The organism is Mycoplasma sp. AC157, assembly GCF_054343415.1.
Map to the genome: position 1 here is coordinate 1 of NZ_JBTGVE010000007.1, position 22,294 is coordinate 22,294.

At 25.5% G+C, this 22,294-nt stretch carries 18 protein-coding genes; 6 read left to right on the forward strand and 12 right to left on the reverse strand.

Annotation, left to right across the window (positions count from 1 at the left end):
* Positions 1–250: 250 nt before the first annotated feature.
* On the reverse strand, positions 251–994 hold the full coding sequence (gene nagB, locus ACXX84_RS01785) for a glucosamine-6-phosphate deaminase (protein ID WP_436358530.1): 744 nt from the start codon (positions 992–994) through the stop codon (positions 251–253).
* Entirely contained in the window at positions 994–2,097 is a 1,104-nt protein-coding gene (nagA, locus tag ACXX84_RS01790) for an N-acetylglucosamine-6-phosphate deacetylase (protein WP_458572784.1), read from the reverse strand. Before nagA ends, nagB begins: the two co-directional genes overlap by 1 nt.
* A gap of 191 nt (positions 2,098–2,288) precedes the next feature.
* On the opposite strand from nagA, the gene ACXX84_RS01795 reads away from it, so the two are divergent.
* The 5 genes from ACXX84_RS01795 to ACXX84_RS01815 all read left to right on the forward strand — a co-directional run bounded on the left by ACXX84_RS01795 (position 2,289) and on the right by ACXX84_RS01815 (position 8,577).
* Positions 2,289–2,588 (forward strand): hypothetical protein, encoded by a 300-nt coding sequence (locus ACXX84_RS01795; RefSeq protein WP_458557239.1) that lies wholly within the window; start codon positions 2,289–2,291, stop codon positions 2,586–2,588.
* Positions 2,581–4,296 (forward strand): PTS transporter subunit EIIC, encoded by a 1,716-nt coding sequence (locus ACXX84_RS01800; protein WP_458572785.1) that lies wholly within the window; start codon positions 2,581–2,583, stop codon positions 4,294–4,296. Before ACXX84_RS01795 ends, ACXX84_RS01800 begins: the two co-directional genes overlap by 8 nt.
* 74 nt (positions 4,297–4,370) lie before the next feature.
* Positions 4,371–5,261, forward strand: coding sequence for a MurR/RpiR family transcriptional regulator (locus ACXX84_RS01805; protein WP_436358534.1), 891 nt, complete (start codon positions 4,371–4,373; stop codon positions 5,259–5,261).
* Positions 5,262–5,319: 58 nt separating this feature from the next.
* Positions 5,320–6,525 carry a phosphoglycerate kinase gene (locus ACXX84_RS01810; RefSeq protein ID WP_458572786.1) on the forward strand — a complete coding sequence of 402 codons (1,206 nt, stop codon included), beginning with the start codon at positions 5,320–5,322 and terminating at the stop codon, positions 6,523–6,525.
* 51 nt (positions 6,526–6,576) lie between these two features.
* Complete coding sequence (locus tag ACXX84_RS01815) at positions 6,577–8,577, forward strand: MIP family Ig-specific serine endopeptidase (RefSeq protein ID WP_458572787.1); 2,001 nt, start codon at positions 6,577–6,579, stop codon at positions 8,575–8,577.
* Between the two features lie 45 nt (positions 8,578–8,622).
* Here the strand turns inward: ACXX84_RS01815 and aspS are convergent, their stop codons facing one another.
* The 5 genes from aspS to ruvA are packed head-to-tail and all read right to left on the reverse strand — an operon-like array spanning position 8,623 to position 15,822.
* Positions 8,623–10,326: an aspartate--tRNA ligase gene (gene aspS / locus ACXX84_RS01820; RefSeq protein WP_436358537.1), complete on the reverse strand. Its 1,704-nt coding sequence runs from the start codon at positions 10,324–10,326 to the stop codon at positions 8,623–8,625.
* Positions 10,313–11,575, reverse strand: a complete 1,263-nt coding sequence (hisS, locus tag ACXX84_RS01825; RefSeq protein WP_436358538.1) for a histidine--tRNA ligase — start codon at positions 11,573–11,575, stop codon at positions 10,313–10,315. Before hisS ends, aspS begins: the two co-directional genes overlap by 14 nt.
* Before the next feature lie 12 nt (positions 11,576–11,587).
* On the reverse strand, positions 11,588–14,197 hold the full coding sequence (gene secDF, locus ACXX84_RS01830; protein WP_458572788.1) for a protein translocase subunit SecDF: 2,610 nt from the start codon (positions 14,195–14,197) through the stop codon (positions 11,588–11,590).
* Between the two features lie 37 nt (positions 14,198–14,234).
* Complete coding sequence (gene ruvB, locus ACXX84_RS01835) at positions 14,235–15,194, reverse strand: Holliday junction branch migration DNA helicase RuvB (RefSeq protein ID WP_458557246.1); 960 nt, start codon at positions 15,192–15,194, stop codon at positions 14,235–14,237.
* The gene (ruvA, locus tag ACXX84_RS01840) at positions 15,172–15,822 is read right to left on the reverse strand and encodes a Holliday junction branch migration protein RuvA (protein ID WP_436358541.1); all 651 of its coding nucleotides are present in this window, start codon (positions 15,820–15,822) and stop codon (positions 15,172–15,174) included. The genes ruvB and ruvA overlap by 23 nt, the downstream gene beginning before the upstream one ends.
* 375 nt (positions 15,823–16,197) lie before the next feature.
* On the opposite strand from ruvA, the gene ACXX84_RS01845 reads away from it, so the two are divergent.
* The gene (locus ACXX84_RS01845) at positions 16,198–17,553 is read left to right on the forward strand and encodes an ATP-binding protein (protein WP_436358542.1); all 1,356 of its coding nucleotides are present in this window, start codon (positions 16,198–16,200) and stop codon (positions 17,551–17,553) included.
* 178 nt (positions 17,554–17,731) lie between these two features.
* Here the strand turns inward: ACXX84_RS01845 and rbfA are convergent, their stop codons facing one another.
* From rbfA to ACXX84_RS01870, 5 genes are read right to left on the reverse strand one after another with little or no spacing between them, the layout of a single operon-like run.
* Positions 17,732–18,079, reverse strand: a complete 348-nt coding sequence (rbfA, locus tag ACXX84_RS01850) for a 30S ribosome-binding factor RbfA (protein ID WP_436358544.1) — start codon at positions 18,077–18,079, stop codon at positions 17,732–17,734.
* A gap of 1 nt (position 18,080) precedes the next feature.
* The gene (infB, locus tag ACXX84_RS01855) at positions 18,081–19,886 is read right to left on the reverse strand and encodes a translation initiation factor IF-2 (RefSeq protein WP_458572789.1); all 1,806 of its coding nucleotides are present in this window, start codon (positions 19,884–19,886) and stop codon (positions 18,081–18,083) included.
* Positions 19,867–20,145 carry a YlxR family protein gene (locus ACXX84_RS01860; RefSeq protein ID WP_436358547.1) on the reverse strand — a complete coding sequence of 93 codons (279 nt, stop codon included), beginning with the start codon at positions 20,143–20,145 and terminating at the stop codon, positions 19,867–19,869. Before ACXX84_RS01860 ends, infB begins: the two co-directional genes overlap by 20 nt.
* A complete protein-coding gene (gene nusA / locus ACXX84_RS01865) occupies positions 20,138–21,832 on the reverse strand; it encodes a transcription termination factor NusA (protein ID WP_436358549.1) in 1,695 nt (564 codons plus the stop codon). Before nusA ends, ACXX84_RS01860 begins: the two co-directional genes overlap by 8 nt.
* A gap of 7 nt (positions 21,833–21,839) precedes the next feature.
* Complete coding sequence (locus ACXX84_RS01870) at positions 21,840–22,256, reverse strand: LSm family protein (protein ID WP_436358550.1); 417 nt, start codon at positions 22,254–22,256, stop codon at positions 21,840–21,842.
* Positions 22,257–22,294: the final 38 nt, after the last annotated feature.

Below are 22,294 nucleotides of genomic sequence, written 5' to 3' on the forward strand. Positions count from 1 at the left end.
GCAGATTTATTATAATTTCAAAAACACCACAAAAGTATGTGGTGTTTTTAAATTCAAGGTTTGCAAAGTTGTTTAATATCATCTTTATTAATAGGTTAAATTTTACAAATTTATATCTTTTTTATTATTTTAATATTTACTAATTTAACAAGTAAAGTATAAAGAGAAAAAGACTAAAATGCCTTAAAATAAAGTAAAATCGATAATATAAACTTTCAACTGGGAAAGAAAATAGTATAATTTAAAATTTTTATTTTTCTTTATTTTGAAAGTCCAATAATTTAGCTGCTTGTTCATCTAAAATAATAGTTACATCTTTATGTAATCTTAAAAAACTTGCAGGTAAATTACCAGAAATTTCTTCTGTTATCATTCTTTTAATTGCTTCTGCTTTGGAATTTCCAGTCGCAATTAAAAGAATTTTTTTTGCTTCTAATATAGTTCCAATCCCCATGGAAATAGCTGTTTTAGGAACTTCATTTTCATTATTGAAATATATTTTATTAGATTGAATTGTGCTTTCTGTTAATGTTACTTCTCTTGTCCTATCATAAATTTGAGAACCCGGTTCATTGAATGCAATATGTCCATTTGTTCCTATTCCTAAAATCATTAAATCAATTCCACCACTATTTTTTATTTTTTCTTCATAGATAAGTGAATTTTTTTTAATATCACCAATTCCATTAGGTAAATTAATATTTTTTTTAACAATATCAATATGATTAAATAAATTTTGATACATAAAATAATGATAAGAACAAGGATTTTCATTAGAAACTCCAACATATTCATCTAAATTAAAAGATGTGACTTTTGCAAAGGAAATTTCTTTATTTTTATACATTTTAATAAGATTTTTGTATGTTAAAATAGGTGAATTTCCTGTAGCAAAACAAATTTTTAAATCCTCTTTTTTAAAAATTTGTTCTTTTATTAAATTAGCAGTAAATTCTGCTACTTTTTCTTCATTATTTTTAATAAATATTTTCATTATTTCACCACTTCTCCATTTATATAAACTTTTTTTATTGAATAATTTTTTGAATCTAAAATTAAAAAATCTGCTAAATAATTTTCTTCAATTTTACCTAAATTTTGAATTCCAAGATATCTAAAAGCATTATATGAAGTCATTTTTACAGCTTCATTTAAAGAATAACCTAATTTTAAAATATTTTTAAATGCATCATGTATTACTATTCCTGAACCTGCTATTGTATTTGTTGCAAGTAATTTGATAACTTTTGCCTTTTTATAAACCACAAGATCACCAGAAACACTTTCTCCATCTTTATAATAAGCAGGTTTAATAGCATCAGAAATTGCAATAACTTTATCCACTCCCTTTATATCAATTGTGAATTTTACAGTCTCTTTTTTAATATGAATAAAATCAATAATCATTTCACTATAAACATTTTTATTTGATAAAGCTGCTTGCACTATTCCGGGATTTCTTGAATCAACTCCAGACATTGCATTTCACAAATGACAAACTGAATCACACCCGTTTTCAAAATATTTAGAAGCTAAAGTGAATGATGCGGATGAATGACCTATAGAAGGAAGAATTTCTTTCTTTTTCATAAATTTTAAAATATCTAAATTTGCCATTGTAGGATCAAAGGAAATTCTTTTCAATTTATTATTGGAAGCAAATAATAGTTTTTGAATTTTAAATTTAGTTGCTTTTTTTAAAAATTCAGCACTATGAGCTCCTTTTTTATCAAAATTAATAAAAGGACCTTCTAAATGAATTCCTAAATTTCTAGAAACTGTTTTTTCTACTAGGGACATTGAATTTAAGGAATCCAAAATTTTAGTTCATTGTTTAGACATTGCAGTAGGCATAAATGAAGTTGTTCCTAGTTTAGCTAATTTTTTAGAAACTTTATATAAAGATTCTTTATTATCCATAACATCATAATTTGCTATTCCATGAATATGTAAATCCACAAAACCAGGAACTATTAAATTACTTCCTTGTCCTTCTATTGGTTCTATTTTTAATATTTTATTTTTTTCTAAATAAATATTTGCATTGTCAATAGTATATTCTGGATTAATTATTTTGCAGTTTTTTATTATTGTCATATTTCACCTTATTTTATTTTACAATTTATCAACAAAATAAAAAAAAGTTGCATAAATTATGCATAAGAATTTATAAATATTCATTAAATTTCAAAAAAAATGCATAAAATATTTATTTTATTTCATTAAAGTTCAAAATGTATAATAATTTAATTGTTAAAGACTTATTTAACACTAAGGAGGAAAAGTAAATGTCTCTTTTCAAAAAAATTGACTTTAAAAAGATTGAAAAAATTCAATGAATATACATTTCACTATGAATTTTGTTTTCAATTTTACTAATAACTGTTGTTTTATTGCTAACTCTTTACACAAAACCAAATTTAAACAATGCTGAACTTCAAGCAGCAGCATTAAAAGTTAGAGCAGATGTAATTGCTTCTTTTGTTTTGGTTTTTGTAATTGTTTTCTTTGGATCAATTCTTTCAACTGTTATTATACATGGATTCTTTATTAAAAAAGTGAAAGGAGTAAAACAAAAAAATGAATAGTTTAAAAACAATGAATGCTGGAAAAGCAAGTTCAGGTTTTTTCAAAAAAATGTTAGAAAGACTTGGAAAAATTGGTACTGCTTTATTATTCCCTATAGCTATTTTACCAATAGCTGCTATTTTATTAAGAATCGGAGCTGATGTTCCGCAAGATACTACATTTTCTAAACTTATTCAAAATATTGTAACTCAGTCTGGAGATCTTGTTTTTTCAAATCTTTACTTGCTATTTGCTATTGGTTTAGCATTTGGATTTACTAAATCAAGAAGGGGAGAAGCTGCTTTTTCAGGAGCTGTTGCAATGTTTATAGTTGCAAAACTCGTTCCTATTTTAACTACAGCTTTATATTCTCAAATTAATTTAGGAGAATCTTGAGCAAAAGATTCAAAAACTATAGTGCTTGGATTTGAAGCGTTATTTAGAGGTAAATACGAAGCAATTCTTGGAAACAATGTTTTAAGTGGAATTATAGTTGGTTCTTTTGTTGCTTGAATTTATAATAAAACTAATATGGTTGAATTACCAAAAGTGCTTGGATTTTTCTCAGGAAAAAGACTAATACCTTCATTAGCTGTTGTTTTTGCAGTAATTTTCTCAGTTGTTTATTCACTAATTTTCCCTTGAGTAGCATTTGTAATATTCAAACTATCTAAATTGCTTTCTGATGCAACAAGTCCAGGAGAAGCAAATACACTTTCAGTCAGATTCACAAGAGCTTCTATTGAAGGGGTTTATGGTTTCTTAAATAGACTATTAATCCCTTTTGGATTACATCATATCCCAAATAATTTATTCTGATTCCAATTAGGAAGTTTTGCTAAAGAAGGTGGAAAAGCAGATGAAGTTGTAAACGGAGATATCTTTATTTTCTTACAAGGAGTTGCTAAAAACAACCCAGGTGGATTATTCCAATCAGGATTCTTCCCAATGATGATGTTTGGATTACCTGCATTAGTTGGAGCTTTTGTATATACAGCAGAAAATAAAGAACAAAAAATCAGAGTTATAGCACTTCTTGGTTCTGCTGCACTTGTAAGTTTCCTTTCAGGAATAACAGAACCACTGGAATTTGCATTCCTTTATGCATCACCACTATTATTTGTTGTACATGCTGTTTTAACTGGTATTTTTGCCTTTATAACAGGTGCATTTGGAATTCAATTAGGATTTGGTTTTTCAGCTGGATTGATGGATTATATTTTAAGTATTCCCAAATCACTTGCTATAATTAAAGAATCAGGATTTACTGGTGCAAATAAAGTATTTGCAAACCCAGGTTGAATAATTCCTATCGGTGCTTTAACAGCAACTACATATTTCTTTGTTGGAACACTATTAATTAAAAAATTAAATCTAAATACCCCAGGTAGAGGTACAGGAAAAATTGCTGATGAAGAAATAGAAAACCAAAAATCAAGCAAAATAGAACAAACAGATTCTAAATCTAAAAGTACTTTATCTAAAAAAGCAGTAACCATCATAAAAGCATTTGGTGGTTGAGAAAATATTGTAGAATACAATAACTGTTCAACAAGATTAAGATATATTGTTAAAGATGGTTCTAAAATCGATGAAAAACTGATGAAAAGCGCTGGAACTTTTGGATTAATTAAAATTTCTGAAAATTCATTCCAAGTAATTATTGGTGTTGAAGCAGAACTTTTAAATAACCAAATAACCGCAAACATCGGTGCTCCTTTAGAATAATTAAAAAGTTCAAGTTATAAAAAGACTTGAATTTTTTAATCAAATTCTTAAGTTATGAATATAATTAAAGCAATATGAATAAAAACATTTTAATTTTTGACAAGGATTTAATTGAAGAAATTGATAAAAAGAACTTTTCTATTTCTTCTTTTAAAAAAATTTGAAATTTTATCGAGAAAGAACCTTTTAACTTTATTAAAACAAATTCAACGGATTTATCTAAAAAATTAGATATTTCTCAATCTACTGTTTCGCGTTTTGCAACAAAAATAGGGTTTGCTAGTTTTAAAGATTTACAAATTTATGTATCTCAAAGAATTCAATATAAAAAAGATTTAGAAATAGATATTAAAGATGAAAATAATTTAACTTTAACTCAAGTAATGAATAATATAAAATCACATTATCTTTTTTCTTTAGAAAGCACTTTAACTAATTTAAATCTAGAAAAAAACATTACAGATTATATTAATACCCTTTTAAAATACAGGAAAATGACAATTTTCTTTGGTGTTGGAGAATCTGCTCTTGTAGCAAAATACCTTGCAACCAATTTAAGAAAAATAGGTTTTAATACTATTTTTATCAATGATATCCATGAATTTTTTTCTTTTAGTAACTTATTAAAAGACCATATGCATATTACTTTAATTTCTAAAAGTTGCAAAACATTAGAAATTAAACAAATAAAGGAGTATTTAGACAAATTTTCCATTGCTACAAGCATATGAACTAAAAATAGCAAAATAACTGTTACTAAAAATGTGCAAAACGTAATATTTTTAGATAGTATTGAACAAAATTACAGAATTGGTTCAATTGGTTCAAAAATTTCTGCCTTTATCATTGCAGACATAATTTTTACTTATTTAAGTTCCAAAATAGATCATAAACAAACTATTTTTGCCAAAATTGAAAACAACATTGACCAGTGAAATAATTTAAATATTAAAGATAAAAAATAACTATAATAATAAAAAAGTTTTATAATATTATTAATAAAAATAAAAAATAGGAGAATAAATGAAATCAACAGTTAAAAAAACAATTGATGATCTACAATTAAAAGGTAAAAAAGTTTTAATAAGAGTAGATTTTAACGTTCCAATTAAAGATGGTAAAATTACTTCTACAAAAAGAATTGTAGCTTCTCTTCCAACAATTAAAAAAGTTATTAGTGAAGGGGGAAAAGCAATTGTCTTTTCTCACCTTGGAAGAATTAAAGAAGAAGCAGATAAAGCAAAAAAATCTCTTCAACCAGTTGCTATTGAACTTTCTAAACAATTAAATCAAGAAGTTCTTTTTATTAGCGAAACTAAAGGAAAAAAACTTGAAGATGCAATTAAAAAATTAAAAGATGGGCAAATTTTATTATTTGAAAATACAAGATTTGAAGATTTAAATGATAAAGCTGAATCAAAAAATAATCCAGAATTAGGAAAATACTGAGCTTCTTTAGGTGATGTATTTATTAATGATGCTTTTGGAACCGCTCATAGAGCACACGCTTCAAATGTGGGTATTGCTTCTAACATCAAAGAATCTGCAATGGGTTACTTATTAGAAAAAGAAGTGAAAGCACTTTCCAAAATTGTTACAAATCCAGAAAAACCTTTTGTTGCAATTATAGGTGGGGCTAAAATTTCAGACAAAATCGGTGTTGTATCATCACTTTTAGAAAAAGCTGATAAAGTTATTATTGGTGGTGGTATGGCTTATACATTCAATAAAGCTTTAGGTTTTAATATTGGAACTTCTCTTGTTGAAGAAGATAAGATTGAGTTAGCAAAAGAATATTTAAATAAATACAAAAACAAAATTATTTTACCAGTTGATCACGCTATGGGTAAATCTTTTGAAGATCAACCAAGAATTTTAAATGACTCAAATCCTTTACAAATTCTTGATAACACAATGGGACTAGATATTGACAAATATTCAATAGAATTATTTAAAAAAGAACTTGAAGGTGCTAAAACAGTTCTTTGAAATGGACCAATGGGAGTAACAGAATTTTCCAACTTTAAATATGGAACAGAAGAAATTGCAAAAGCAATTTCTAAACTAAATGATGCTTACTCTGTAATAGGTGGGGGAGACTCTGTAGCAGCAGTTGAAAAACTTGGTTTTGAACAAGCATTTAGTCATATTTCAACAGGTGGTGGAGCTTCTATTGAATTCTTAGAGGGGAAAGAATTGCCTGGAATTAAAGCAATTCAAAATAAATAATTAACTAAATAAAATCTATTTTTTTAGATTTTATTTTTATATTTTACAAAAATGAAAAAACAAAAATTTATTAAAAAGTTATTTATTCCACTTGCTTCTTTTACTCCATTAATGCTTTTTTCTTGCTCAAACACTAAAAATGAAATTTCTGTGAAACCAACCAATGAACATCAATATGAAAAATCCAATGACTATAAAACTCTAAAGAATGCTAAGAAAACATTCTCTGATGAAGAAAAAAATATTTCTAAATTTTTTGAAAAAAAGATTGATAAAATCTCTCATGCAAAACAATTAGAAATATTAAAAGAATTTTTACAAGAACAAAATTTAACACTTTCTAGTGATATTTCTGTTAGTTCTGTAACTCTCCAACCAACAAGAATGTATTGAGCTTTTAAAATCAAAAATATAGAAGAATCCTTTGGTTTTGGTTTCTTTTACAAACAAAAAAGTAAAGAAAACAAACCAGAAAACCCTCAAAATCCTCCTTCAAAAGAACCCAAACCAACACAGCCAGTTACAAATCCTAAAGATAATCCCCCAGAAACCGAAACACCAAAAGAAAACCCAAACAACGGAATGCCACCTTATTTTGATCCTTCCAATGTTGAAAAACAATTAAGAGAAGCTAGAGAAAAACGAGAAAGAGAAGATCAAATAAAAAGGGATGATTTAGGTCCACAAGATTCTGATTTAATTATTTCTGAAAGTGAAGCTTATAATGAAATTTTAGATAGAAGTTTCGCAATTTCCTTTAATTCTAAAGGTGTTGATCCTGAAGATAATCAATCTGGTGTAATAGCAAATAATCCAAATGGTACTGCTTGATTATTGGATTATGCTTGAAAAAATAATCAAGAAAATTCTGATGAATTAGTTCTTTTCCTTGCTGCTAATGCTCACGTGTATCAACGTGCATATAATGCTTTAGATCAAAAATGAAAAACTGATTTTCCTGATTATTTCTCTAAAAATTCTACAGATTCAATTGAAAGTTTTAACATCGGTTTTGCTCCTAAAAACATAGCAAATAATGCTTCAATAAATAATTTGGAACACCCTGGACAAGGTAATAAAGCAATCTATTATACTAATGCAACATCAGCACAAACTACAAAGTATGATGACACAACATTAAATAGTTTTATTAAAACTACAAATGTTTTTGATAATCCAAGAACAGTCTTTGTTGCTACAAATTTCTTTGATGATCAAACAAATAAAAAATTAGTAGAAAGTGCTCAAAAACAAGAAGAAGACAAAAATAAAGATTTAGTTGTAGGAAAAGATTTTGCAGTCTTTTCATTAAAAATTCACTATAATAATTTGAAAAATGCAACAGATGCTAATTTAACTCAATTTAAAACTAAAATAGATAATGCAATTGCTGCATTAAAAAATAGTATCACAAGATCAAAAGGTAAAAATAATATACCTAATGTTGAAAATAATTCTATTCCTTATCTTGATATTGATTATGCAAGTCAATGATTAAATAAAGAAGATGCTAAAATTAATCAATATAATTCTAAAAATCGTTCTCACGCAAATCTTAAATCAATATACATTGCTGGTTATCCATCAACAGACAATCAACAATTTTGAATGCGTAATTACTCCAAAAATATAGAAAGAGACAGTGCAGCATTTGCACAAAGAGCAAACTTTACTAATGGCCAAGATGTTAAATCTGAACTTGATAATAATAGAACAATGAAAGGGATTGGTTATCAAGGTCTTATAAGTAATTCCGGTCTCTTTTGAGGTTCTTCTGGCTCATTAGCTCTTAATGAATATGGTATTGCAGTAGGAATTTTTGCAACAACAGCCAATAAAGGAGATTGAAAAGATATTTCTGGTAAAGGTGGCGTTGTCTTTCTAACGCAATATGCAGACGATGCTTTCTACGGACCAGCTCATAATTTAATCGATGGATCAAATAAACAAAAATATCCAAAACAAACAAAATCTTATAAAGAAAATCTTACCAAAATGAAAGCAGATTATGAAGGATTTACTCATACTGCTTTATTCCCTGAAGGAGTTTAAAAAATAAAATCACAGATGAATTTTTGTGATTTTTCTTTATTTTCGTTATTTTTGCTTTGGTTCTAAAAAGTATTCATCTAGTTGTTCTTGTGTAACTTCTGAAGGTGAATCAATCATTAAGTTTATACCTTTTGAATTTACAGGGAAAGGAATAACGTCTCTAATGGATTCTGATTTTGTTAAAATCATAATTAGTCTGTCTAAACCAAAAGCAATTCCTCCATGAGGTGGAACACCGTATTCTAAAGCATTTAAAAAGAATCCAAATTGACTTTCTGCTTGTTCCTTAGACATTGAAATGGTTTCAAACATTTTTCTTTGAATTTCACTATCGTGAATTCTAATAGAACCTCCTGCAACTTCAAAACCATTTAAGACTAAATCATATGCTTTAGCTTTTGCTGATTTTGGATCACTTTGGAAAGTGTCAATTGATTGTTCTTGAAACATTGTAAAAGGATGGTGAGCAGCTGCATATCTTTTGTTTTCTTCATCGTATTCAAACATTGGTCAATTTACTATTCAAGCAAATTTATAAAGACTTTCATCAGCAAGTTTAAATAAATTATTTAATTCTACTCTTAAAGCTCCAAGTGATTGACAAACTTTTTCATATTCATCATTAACTATAAATAATGTTCCATCACTAAATTTTTGCTCTTGTATAAAATTGTTTATTTTTGAAAAATCAGCAATTTTAAAAGAAGTAGATGTTATTTGACCTTTTTCTAAAATTAAATAAAGTAATCTATTTCCTTTATTTTTACGAACTATTTCATCTAAATGTTTGAAATCTTTTTTTGAAATTGTTTCTTTTTCTAAAAAAAGAGTTTTTGTTGTAGAGTTACTAAATAAAAATTCATTTTCGTTATTTAAAATGTTTGCATTAATTAATTTATTTTGGTATCTTAAATCAGGTTTATCGCTACCATAATTATCGATTGCATAATCATAATCAATTCTTTGGAAAGGAATTTCTAAAGGAATATTTAATTTTGAAAACAGGTATTTCATCATTTTTTCTACAAGATTTTGAATATCTTTTTCATCTATAAAAGACATTTCAAGATCAAGTTGAAAGAATTCAAATTGTCTATCTTTTCTTAAATCTTCATCTCTAAAAACTTTTGCAAATTGGAAGTATCTTTCAAATCCAGAAACCATTAAAATTTGTTTAAATAATTGTGGTGATTGTGGTAAAGCAAAGAATTTTCCTTTAGTTCTTGTTGGTACTAAAAAATCTCTTGCTCCTTCTGGTGTTGATTTAGATAAAATTGGGGTTTCGATATCGATAAAATCATTTTCATCTAAGAAATCTCTTAAATATTTAAAAACTTTATTTTTAAAAATAATGGTGTCTTTTAAAATATTTCTTCTTAAGTCTAAAAATCTATATTTTAATCTTAGTTCTTCAGATACATTAATTTTATCATTAATTTCAAAAGGCAATTCTTTTGATTTAGAAAGAATAATTAATTCATCAGCAATAACTTCAATTTGTCCGGTAGCTAAATTATCATTATATTCTTTTCTTTCAAAAACTTTTCCTGTAACTTGGATTACATACTCTTTAGCAATAAACAAGTTTTTTTCTTCATTATTAAAGATAATTTGTGTAATTCCTCAACGATCTCTTAAATCAATAAAAGTGAAATTTTTAAATTTTCTTATGTTATGAACTCAACCATATAAAGTAACTGTTTGTCCTACATTTTTTATATTTAATTCGTTATTATTAATTAATTTCATTGTGTATTTCCTTTATAAAAGCTTTTATATCAACTATTTGCAAAATCTTTTTTTCATTTGTACTAAGGTTTTTTAATGTTAGTTCTGTATTTTTTTGATTCTTTTCTTTAAATAAAATATATTTTGCTTTAATGTTTTCTGCTTTTGCAAAAATTTTAGCTATTTTTTGAATTTCTTTATTGGATTCTACCTTAAAGTTGTGTTTTCTTAATTCTAGAATTAGTTTATTATTTATATTAAATTCATCTTCATTAAAACTTGCTACATAAATATCAATTCCAGAATTATAATTAAAATCATTATTAAAGTCTAAAATTTCAATAATTCTTTCAACTCCAATTCCAAGTCCAATTGCAGACATTTGTGGACCATTTAGTTCTCAAAAAAGATTATTATATCTTCCACCACCAATTAATGTACTTTTAGAACCAAGAGCTTTTGAACTTGACTCAAACTCAAAAACAAAATCATCATAATAATCAAGTCCACGAACTAAAAATTCATCTACTTCAAAATCAATATTTTGTTTTTGCATCAACTCCTGCAATTTATTAAATTCATTTTTTGATTTTTCATTAATAAAGTCTAAAATTTTTGGTGCTTGTTTGATAAATGTTTTAGTCTGTTCTATTTTATCATCTAAAATTCTTAAAGGATTTTTTTCTAATCTAATAATTGATTCTTTTTCTAATTCATCTTGATGAGTAATCAAATATTTTTTTAATTCAACTAAATATTTTTTCCTGTCTTCTCTTGAACCTAAACAGTTAATTTTTAACTTTACTTCTTTAATTTTTAAAAGTTCTAAAAATCTTGTAGCAAAACTTATAATTTCAAAATCATATAGATAATTGCTTTGGCTAATATATTCAATTCCAGCTTGATAAAATTGTCTAAAACGTCCTTTTTGTGGGCGTTCATAACGAAACATAGGTCCAAAATAAGCAAACTTATTATTATTTATATATAACTTATTTTCCAAAATAGCCCTTACTGTTGAAGCGGTTCCTTCCGGTCTAAGAGCTAACTCTCTATCGGATTTATCTTTAAATAAATACATTTCTTTATTTACTATATCCGATGTTTCTCCAGATGTTCTAATAAATAAATTTGAATATTCAAAAATTGGAGTTTCTATATATTTAAAATTTCAATTTTTTATAATATTAAAAAAAGTTTCTTGTATTTTTTGTAACAAGAACACTTCTTTATCGTATATATCTTTTGTGCCTTTTGGTTTTATATACATTTTTTTCCTTTTTTATGCTTCAAAATCATTAATACCAACAAAAGTTTGTTCTTTTATTTTTTGAGTATTTCAGTATTTATTTGCAATTCTTTTTGCTTTTCTTTTGTTTCTTCAAGTCTCAACTAATAATCAAATATGACTTGCGATAAATAATGATGAATATGTTCCAAACACAACACCAGTTACCAATGCAATGTTAAAGTATAAATCAGTTGAATCTTTAAAAATAATTAAAATTAATACAGTTAAAATTGTTGTTAAAGAAGTAAAGATTGAACGTTTTATAGTTTCTTTAATAGTTTTATTAACTATAAATCTTAATCTATTATAGTCGTTAACTTCTTTATATGGTAATTCTTTAAAGATTTCTTTAATTCTATCAAAAACAACTATAGTATCGTTAATAGAGTAACCAATTATTGAAAGTATAGCGGCTATAAAAATTGGTGAGATTTGTAATCTGAAAATGATAAAGATTAAGAAAACTATTATAACATTATGAATTAGCGAAATAATTGCAGCTATTGCAAATGTTCATCTTAATCTTAAAATTATATAGAAGATAACAGCAAATAGTGCAACTAATACAGAAATAATAGCATTATTTACTAAACTTCTTGCTTCTTCTGAAGAAATACTATATGTAATAATATTTATATTTTGAAACTTAGTATTTAATTCTGAACTAATTTCATTAAGAATATTAGTTATATTTTGATTAGTTCTAACTATAACATTATAAATATCTGCTTGTTGATCTACTTTTTGAATAATAATTTGATGATTATCGTTTATTATTCCTTTATTTTCAAGAAAGTCTTTGATTTCATTTGCTTTATTTAAAGTTAGAAAATCAAAATCTTTATCTTTAGTTTCAACTAAAATATTTGTTCCACCACTAAACTCTAAAGAAAGGTTAAATCCTTTTATAAAATCCTTATTTATTACTGCAAATGTGGTAAATACAATAAAAGCAGCTATAAAAATAATAACTGGAATGTAGTGAGTAAATTTAACATAATTTAGGTATTCTGGTCTTTCTATTTTTGCAACATAACCTCTTGCATATAAAGGAATGTATTTTTTTCTAACCCCTAATAAAAATTTATTTTTATCAAATACACCCGTTTTTACAAGCATTGTTGTAATTCATTTTGTAAAGAACAGCATAATTAACAATGTAAATAACACAGAAAATAGTAAAGTTACTGCAAAACCTTTAATATCTTTGGTCCCAAAAAAGAAGAGAATTACAGCAACAATTAATGTCGTTATATTCGAATCCAGAATTGTAGAAAAAGAAAATTTATTTGCTTTACTATTTGCTTTAATGCTGCTAGAACCCATATAAATTTCTTTTTTAATCGATTCAAACGATATTATATTCGCATCGACAGACATACCAATTCCTATTATTAAAGCAGCAATAGTAGAAGGTGAATATTCCCCTCTTACTGTTGTGAATAATAATAAAGTTAGAAATATATATAAACTTAAAGAAATTGTAGATAAGAAACCAAGAAGTCCATAATTAAATATCATAAATAAAGCAATTATAGAAATTGAAATTATTCCTGCAATTAAAGCTCCATTAAATGCATTCTCTCCTAAATCTCTAGGTACAAATGATGAAGATAAAAGTTTTAATGAATAATTATCGGTTCCATAATTTATATTTAAAGCTAACTGTTTTGCTTCACTTGATGTGAAATTTCCTTGAATAACAAAAGATTCACCAGATAAAGCACTATTGACTTGAGCAGATGAAATTAAATATTTTTTAGCATCAAATTGTGCTTCTTTTAAAATTGGTTGAAATACAGTTGGTTGATGTGTTTCAGGATTTGTTACAGTTTTTGGTTGTGTTTCTTCATTAACATGAACAAATTTATATGGATTAAATCCAGAATGAACTCATTCATCTCTAAAGTTAGTATTAGCAAGATGAATTAAATCTTTTAAGTTTAATCAAACTAAAATTAAATTTTGTCCTGCTGGTCTTTTAGAAATATAGTCAGTAGCTTTTGTTCATTCTAACTCACCAGATTTATCAGCTAAATTAATTAATACTTGATTTCTATTATTGCTATCAATTTGTTCTTTTGCTCCACCTGATTTAAATGGTGCAACATAATCTCTTTCGTTTCATTTATCTACGTTTTCAAAATCTAAAGTTTGTCCTGTAGTAAATTTTCCATTATAAAATAAAGGTTTATTATTTATGTCTGTGATTATAATTTGTTGTTTTGCAATAACTTCATTTGTAAAATCAACAATTTCTTCATTAGTGGTTATTCCACTTCGAGAAATTCTTATTCTACCTTCGCCCTCAATTGCAACTTGTGTACCATTTAAACCGACTCCACCGGTTAAACGATTAAATATTGCTTGGTCTGCCCTTTTTATTGTTTCATTATCGATTGGTTTATTTTTATCTTCTGAAGTAACTTGAACAAGAACTTCAGCACCACCACCGTATTCAATAGATTTATTAATATTTTTTGAAATATAATATTTGCTTCCTAATGTAATTGAAACTATGACTGTTGAAAAAGTGAAAAAAGCAATAAATCACCTTTTTCAATTTTTAGCACTAAATATATTTCTAAAAAACTTTTTCATAATAATATTTTATATTATAAGGTATTTTTAGTTATTTTTAACTAATATAGTTATATTTTTTTAAATATTCTTCTCCTTCAATCGTAATTCTTCTCCCTCTACTAGTTTTTTCAATTAAATTTAATTCTAATAAATTGGGTTCTATATTTAACAATATGTTATCTTTATTATCTTTTAAAATTCCTGAAATTACATCCAAAGATACACTTTTTCTTTTGAAAATATTACCTAAAAGTTTTAAATAATCAACATGTAAATGAGTTAAACCATTATGATGAATTCCAATATTTTTAAGAGTTTCATCAATTAAATTTTTATCAATTTTAGATTTTTGAGAAAAAATATAAAAATCTCTGATTCTTTTTAAAATATTGTTTAAAATTCTTGGTGTACTATTAGCAAATTTAGTGATATATCTTATATCATTATCTGAAATTTCTATATTTAATTTTGATGAAGAATTTTTTGCAATGATTTTCATTTCTTCTGGAGAATATTTTTGTAATTTTGCAATGAAACCAAAACGATCTTTTAATGGTTGACTTAATCTTTCAAATTTAGTTGTAGCACCTATTAAAGTAAACTCAGGTAATTTCATTCTCATTATTTTATTTTCTCCATCTACTCCAATTTGAATATCAATTACATATTCTTCCATTGCTGTATAAAGTAATTCTTCCATATTTTTATTCATAGAATGAATTTCATCAATAAAAATTAAATCCCCTTTTTTAACAGAACCAAAAATTGAAAGAATATCTGATTTTTTCTCTATTAAAGAACCTTGTATAAACTTAATTTGACCATCTAATTCCGTTGAAATAATTTTTGCTAAAGTTGTTTTTCCAAGACCTGGTGGTCCAAAAAACAATAAATGATCAAGAGTTTTTTTACGCTTTTTTGATGAACCTATTAAAACTTTAATTGTATTAACTAGCTCTGTTTGACCAATAAATTCATCGAAATTTTTTGGTCTAATTTCTAAATTCTCTTGCATTAGAAATTAATTTAATAGCTTCTTCAACTAAGAATTCAAAATTTTCACTTGGTTCTAAAGATGAAATCGCATAATCAATTTGTCTTTTTTGGAAACCAAGGACTTTAAGTGTATCTTCTAATTCACTCATTACCTTAAAATCAAGTTTTGAATTAGACTCATTTTCAAATTCATGAGATTCATTTTCTGTGCTGTTTTCATCTACTTTTTCTTCTTTGGATTTTAAATTACTTAATATTTTTCTATATTTATTTTGAAAATCAAAAACAATTTGTCTTGCTATTTTTTGTGATATATAAGTATATTTTGAAAGTCTTTCTCAATCACCTTCTGCAATTAAATTAATTCCTTTTTCTCATCCTTCAGAAATAAAGGATAATGCTGTTTTAGGACCAACACCTGATATTGTTAATAAATCTTCAAATAAAATTCTTTCTCTAAAATTTTCAAATCCATATGTTGTTTTTTGATAATCATTTTCTCAATTGTAAATATAAACTTTTCTATTTTCTCCTTTTTCAAATTTATCGCTATTGACAACATATATAAGATGTCCTGTTGATGAACTTTCTAATATAATGTAATTTTTGTTTTTTGAAACTATTTTTCCTATTTTATAAATTTCCATTTTTTTCCTCCATCTAAAAGTTTCTTTTTTTTATAAAAAACAAATAAAAAAGAAAAAAATTAGGAAAATAAGCTCGTTTTTCCTAAAATTTTAAATATTGAAGTATTATTAAAGTCCCTATTTATAAATTAATATAAAAAAATAAATAAAAATTAATTTAAAAACATAGATTTAGAAAATTAATTAAATTTTCAATTGATTTAAACTAAAATAAGTTATGTTATGTATAATTTAATTAAAAGAAAAAGTATAATAAATCAACTATTTCTGAATTTTAAAACAATATTAAAATTTAAATATAATAAATAAAGTGTTGGATATAATAAATTCATTGAATGATATTTGAAAACAACAAACGCATAAATAGGGAGATATATGGAAAATAGTAAAATTGAATATAAAATTGATATTCCAGATAAAGCAAATAAACTAAAAGCAGAAATAGTTTCTTTTTTAAACAGCAAGGGTGGAGAAATACATCTAGGAGTTAGAGATGATGGTAGTATTGATAAAGAATTGATAGAAAATAAAAAACAAGAATGAGAACAATTGCTATCTAATTGAGTGTCAAATGCTTTTAGTCCAAATGTTATAAACTTAATTGATATTCTTCCTAATGAAATACCTTTTAAAATTAAAATAACTGAAGGTAAGGAGAAACCTTATTTTTATAAAGAAGGAGAAGGATTTAATTCTAAAGGGATTTTTATTCGAGTTGGTAGTACAAAAAGAGTTGCAAGTTTTAATGAAATTGAAAGAATGATTAGAAATCATCCATCAAATGATTTTGAATCAAATAGTATTGATAGAAATGATTTGACTTTTACATATATTGAAAATAGATTTAAAGAAAAAAATATAAAATTTGATATATATGCTTTATCGTTAAAAGGCAAAAATGATAAATATAATAATGCTGCTTTGTTGTTAAGTGATCAAAATCCAACAATAAGTAAATTCGCAGTGTTTCAAGATAAGGGAGTTATTGAATTTTTAGATAAAAAAGAATTTACTGGGTCAATTTTAAAACAGCTAGATGAGATATTGTATTTTTCTAGTTTATCCAATAGAAAAAGAGTTACCATTTCAGGTAAACCAGATAGAGAAGAGTATTTAGACATTCCTAAGAGAGCATTGAGAGAAGCTATTGTAAATTGTTATTGCCATAGAGACTATACACTAAGCGGTGATGTAAAAATTGAATTTTATATAGATAGAGTTCAAATTTTTTCACCAGGTAGTTTACCTGATGGTTTAACTCTTGAAAATATAAAAATGGGAATGGCTGCAAAAAGAAATAAAATCATTGTAAATGCATTAGATAAAATTGATATGATAGAAAACTATGCAACAGGAGTAAGAAGAATATTTGAAGATTATTCTGATTTTAAAAAACAACCTAAATACTATATTTCTGATAACGGCGTGATTGTTACATTATTCAATAGAAATTATAAAATAGAAGATGAAGCCCAAAATGAAGCCCAAAATGAAGCCCAAAATGAAGCCCAAAATGAAGCCCAAAATTTAAAACAAAATACTAAAAAACGAATAGAGAAAATTTTAGAGTTAATGAAAGTAAATAATAATATAACAAGAAGTAATCTTAAAAATATATTAGGAGTGTCTAAAACAACAATTGAACGTGATATTGCTAAATTAAAAGAAGAAAATAAAATAGAATATATAGGAAGTTCAAAAAAGGGTTATTGAAAAATAAAAAATAATTAAATGAGAATTAATAAAAATCAAAACACAATAAAATGTAATTAAATCAGATAAATAAAAACCGTTTTGCCCCATAAAACAGGCATAAACAGTTTTTTAATACATTAAACTGAGAAAGCTTAACCAAATGTTTTTTCAATTTATGACTTTATATTAATAATCCTAAATAAAAAAAGATAACTTACTTAGAGTTATCTTTTTCTTTGATTTTAGCAAGTATTTCTTCTATTCTTTGTGCATTGTCTAATACTTCATCTAAAAAGAAATGTAATTGTGGCACTGTTCTAGAATTTACTATTTTGGATAATTGAGTTCTAATAAATCCTTTTGCATTATTTATTGCTTCTAAACCTTTTTGAGGTGATTTTATAAAACTTAAATAAATTTTTAAATGTGAACCATCGTTAGAAAGTTTTACATCATTTACAGTTGCTCCAATTATATTAGCATTTGTTATTTCTTCACTTATAATTTTAGAAACTAGTAAAAAATAGTGGGATTCTTTTTTTCTTAATGTAATTGAGTTCATATTATTCTTCAATTAAAACATCTTCAAATGCTTGAATAGTATCATCAACTTGAATTTCGTTATATTTATAAATATGACAACCAAATTCCATACCCATTGCTACTTCTTTAGCATCATTTGGACCTTTTCTTAAAGAGTCCAATTTTCCTGTATAAATAACTTTATTTTTTCTAATAACTTTAACTTTACAGTTATTTTTAAATTTACCACTAATCATAGTACATCCAGCAATAATCCCAACTTTTGAATAACTAAAAAGTTTAAGAACTAATGCTTCACCTATATTAACTTCTTCATATTTTGGTTCTTTATAACCTTTTAATAAAGTCTCTACTTCTTCGGTGATTTTATAAATTACAGAATATTCTTTTATCTCTATTTTTTGCTGAGTTGCAAACTGTTTTATAGAGCTTGGGACATTTGTATTAAATACATAAATAATTGCATTTGATGCTTCTGCAAGTAAAATATCTGCTTTTGTAACATCTCCAACAGAAGCATGTACTACATTAACAAAAGCTTCATCGTTTTTTAATCTCTCTAAAGATGATTTTATAGCTTCTGAAGTTCCGTGCACATCGCTTTTGATAATTAAATTAATAACTTTTTTACCTTCTTCAAAAATTACGGAATTTCTTTCTTTTAGTTGTGTTTGTTTATCTACAAAAGCTTTTTCTTCAGCTAAATTTTTAGCAAATTTTTCTTCTGGAAAACCAAAGAATTTATCTCCTGCTAAAGGCACATAATTTAAACCAGTAACAACTACAGGAGTACCTGGAGTTGCTTTTTCAAGAATTTGTCCATGTGCATCATGCATTGTTCTAATTTTTCCGTATTTAGAACCTGCAACAATAAAATCTCTTGGATAAAGGGTACCATTTTGAACAATTAATGTTGCAGTAACTCCTTTACCTTTGTCTAATTTTGATTCAACTACAGTACCAATAGGATATCTATTTCTATTTGCTTTTAAATTTAAAACTTCTGCTTGTAAATTAATTGCTTCAAATAAGTCGTTTAGTCCTTGACCGGTTTTACCAGAACCATAAACAAACATATTGTCTCCTCCTCATTCTTCAGGAAGAATATTGTGGGTAGAAAGTTCTGATTTTACTCTTTCAATATCAATTGAAGGTTTGTCAATTTTGTTAACAAAAACTATTATAGGAACTTTTGCATTTCTTGCATGATCAATTGCCTCAATGGTTTGAGGCATAACTCCATCATCAGCAGCAACTACTAAAATAACAATATCTGTTATTTTTGCACCTCTTGCACGCATTTCTGTAAATGCTTCGTGACCTGGAGTGTCTAAAAAGGTTATTTTTTTGTTTTGGTATTCAACTTGATAAGCACCAGTGTGTTGAGTAATACCACCAGCTTCACCACTTGCAACATTACTTTTTCTTATAGTATCTAATAATGTTGTTTTACCATGATCAACATGTCCCATTATAGTAATTATTGGTACTCTATTTTCAAGTTCACTTTCATGATCACTTATTTCAACTTCATCCATAAAGTTGGAAGCATTTATTTCTACTTCTTTTTGAAAATCAAAACCATATTCAATACACAATTCAGCTATTTCATCTTCAGAAAGTGTATGATTTAAAGTATACATTTTTCCTTTTTTAAAAAGGTTTGTAATGATTTCATTAGCAGGTTTATTAATTTTTTTTGTAAATTCTGCAATTGTCATTGCTCCTGTAAAAATAAAAATACCATCTTTTAATTCAGTTTTTACACTAACTAACTGGGATTTAATTTCTTCTGTATTAGATTTTCTAATGTGTTTCTTTGCCATAAATTAGTTCTATTTCCTTTCTTAATTGATCGTAATTTTCTTTTGTTATATTCATTTTAAAAGACTTATTAAGAAGTTTTTTCTCAAAAGCTTTTAAAATGCTCTCTTTGACATTTTCTATATAAGCTCCACGCCCTTGTAGATTTTTATTTTTGTCTATAATTACTGTATTTTCCTTTGTTTTAGTAAAACGCATTAATTTTGTTATAGGGATGATATTGTTTGAAAAAATGCATTTTCTTGAATAGTCATTATTCATTTTCTTCATCATCTCAATCAGCATCATTTATATCAAAATCAAAATCATTTAAACCAGCAAATTCAGCTAAATCATTATCCATTTTGTAATTCTTAATTTCTTCACTAATTTGTTTTAAATCTTCTTTTGTATAAAGTTCTTCTGTTTTTGGTTTGTTGTTATCAATATTATCTTGAAAATCAGAAAATGCATTGTCAAAAATGCTATCACCATCAAATTTATTTACATTTGCTTTTCTATTATTTTTAACTACAGAATCTTTTTCAACTTTAGTTGATGATTTTGAAGTTGAATCATTTTTTTCTACTTTTTGTTCGCTATTTGCTGTTTCTTCAGAAATATTTAAACCAAAATCTTCGTTATATTTTTGAATATCTTTATCAAATTCATCAAGTAAATAATTAGGATTAATTTTAGATTTACTATTTCTTGTTTTATTAGTAGTATAAGGTGCTTTTTTGATTTTAGCATTTGCTGAAGTTCTATTTTTAAATTCGTTTTCGATTGTTTCTAATTCACTTTCAGAACTAATATTTCCATTTCAGTTTAATTTAAAACCATCATTTAAAGCTTTTGAATAAGAATAAATATCAATTCTTGATCTTGTTAATTCAGAAGCTAAAGTAACATTAATTCCTTTTTTACCAATAGCAAGCGAATGTTGTGAATCAGGAACAACAACAACAATTTTATTAAGTTTTTTAGATTTAAATGGTAAAACAGAAACTATTCTTGTTGGTGCTAAAGCATTTACTATAAATTGGTTTAAATCTTCTGAATATTCAATAATATCCACTTTTTCTTCTCCGAGTTCATTTACTATTAATTCAATTCTGCTTCCGGATTTTCCAACTAATGCTCCAACATTATTAATCACTGTTCCAGATGTAGATTTAATAGCAACTTTTGATCTTTCACCTGCGTGTCTTGCGATTCTAAAGATTTCTATTTCTCCTGCTGCAATTTCAGGAATTTCTTTTTCAATTAAGTCTTTTAAGATGTTATTTGATGAGTTAGAAATAATTATTTGTGTATCTTTTACTTCTTCAAGCACATCTTCAATATAAACATCTTCGCTTAAACCAAGCTCATTCTTCTTTTTAGAATTTGTAGCTAAGTGTTTAGGCATAAATGCATGAACTTGATCGTCTTCAATTTCATATAAGTATCCTGCTCTTAATTTAGAAATTAATTTTGCTTTTACTACTTTTCCTTTTAAAGTTGAATATTTTTGATAAACAGCTTCTCTTACAAGTTCGGCAATTTTTTGTTTAAATTGTTGCTGAACTGGTGAAAATATATTTTTTGGCAAAGTTTCAAAATCAATATCAATAGAAACTTTTTCATCTTCTTGAACTTTGTGTGCAAATAATTGTTTTGCTTGTGAAATGGAAATTTCACAAGTTTTTAAACCTTCATCTGCTGCAATATCTTCATTATAAGTTTCGTCAGAAACTACTAAAGCTGTTTTGTTTACTAATCTAATATTTTCATTTTCATAATCAACAATTAGTTCTATTTCAGCGTCAGGATCTAAGTTTTTAGTAATTGTTTTTATAAAAGAATCTTCAAGAATTTTCATAATTGTTTGTATATCTATTTTTCTAAATTCTGAAATTTCTTTTAATTGATTAAAAAATATTTTGTTCTTTGAAATATTTTTAGAATTTACAGATTTTCTTGCCATTTTTCTCCTAAATATTTATATATAAATTAATTTTTTCTATTTTTTCTTTGTTTATTTCTTCTTTTTTCATTCTGCCTTTTAAATTAATTTCTAGTAATAAAGTATTTTCATTGTTTTGGATTAATTTTCCTATAATAAAATCTTTTTCATTAAATCAAATTTGAATTTTTTTGTTGATAAATTCTTCTATATTTTCTATATTTATATCAATATCAGACCCTTTAGAAAATACATCTAAATAATATTCTTCTTTTATAGAATCTTCTTTATCTAAAAAGTCAGATATTTTTCTTGAAATTTTTTCAATATCATTCAAATCAGTAAAATTTGTTTTTATTCTTAAAAAATTAAGACTTCCTTCTTTTTCAAAATAAGCTTCTAAAATTGAACTAAAATTCTCTTTTAATTTTTCTAAAATATCCATTTTTCTCCTTAAAAATATATGAAAAGGTTGCTAACAGC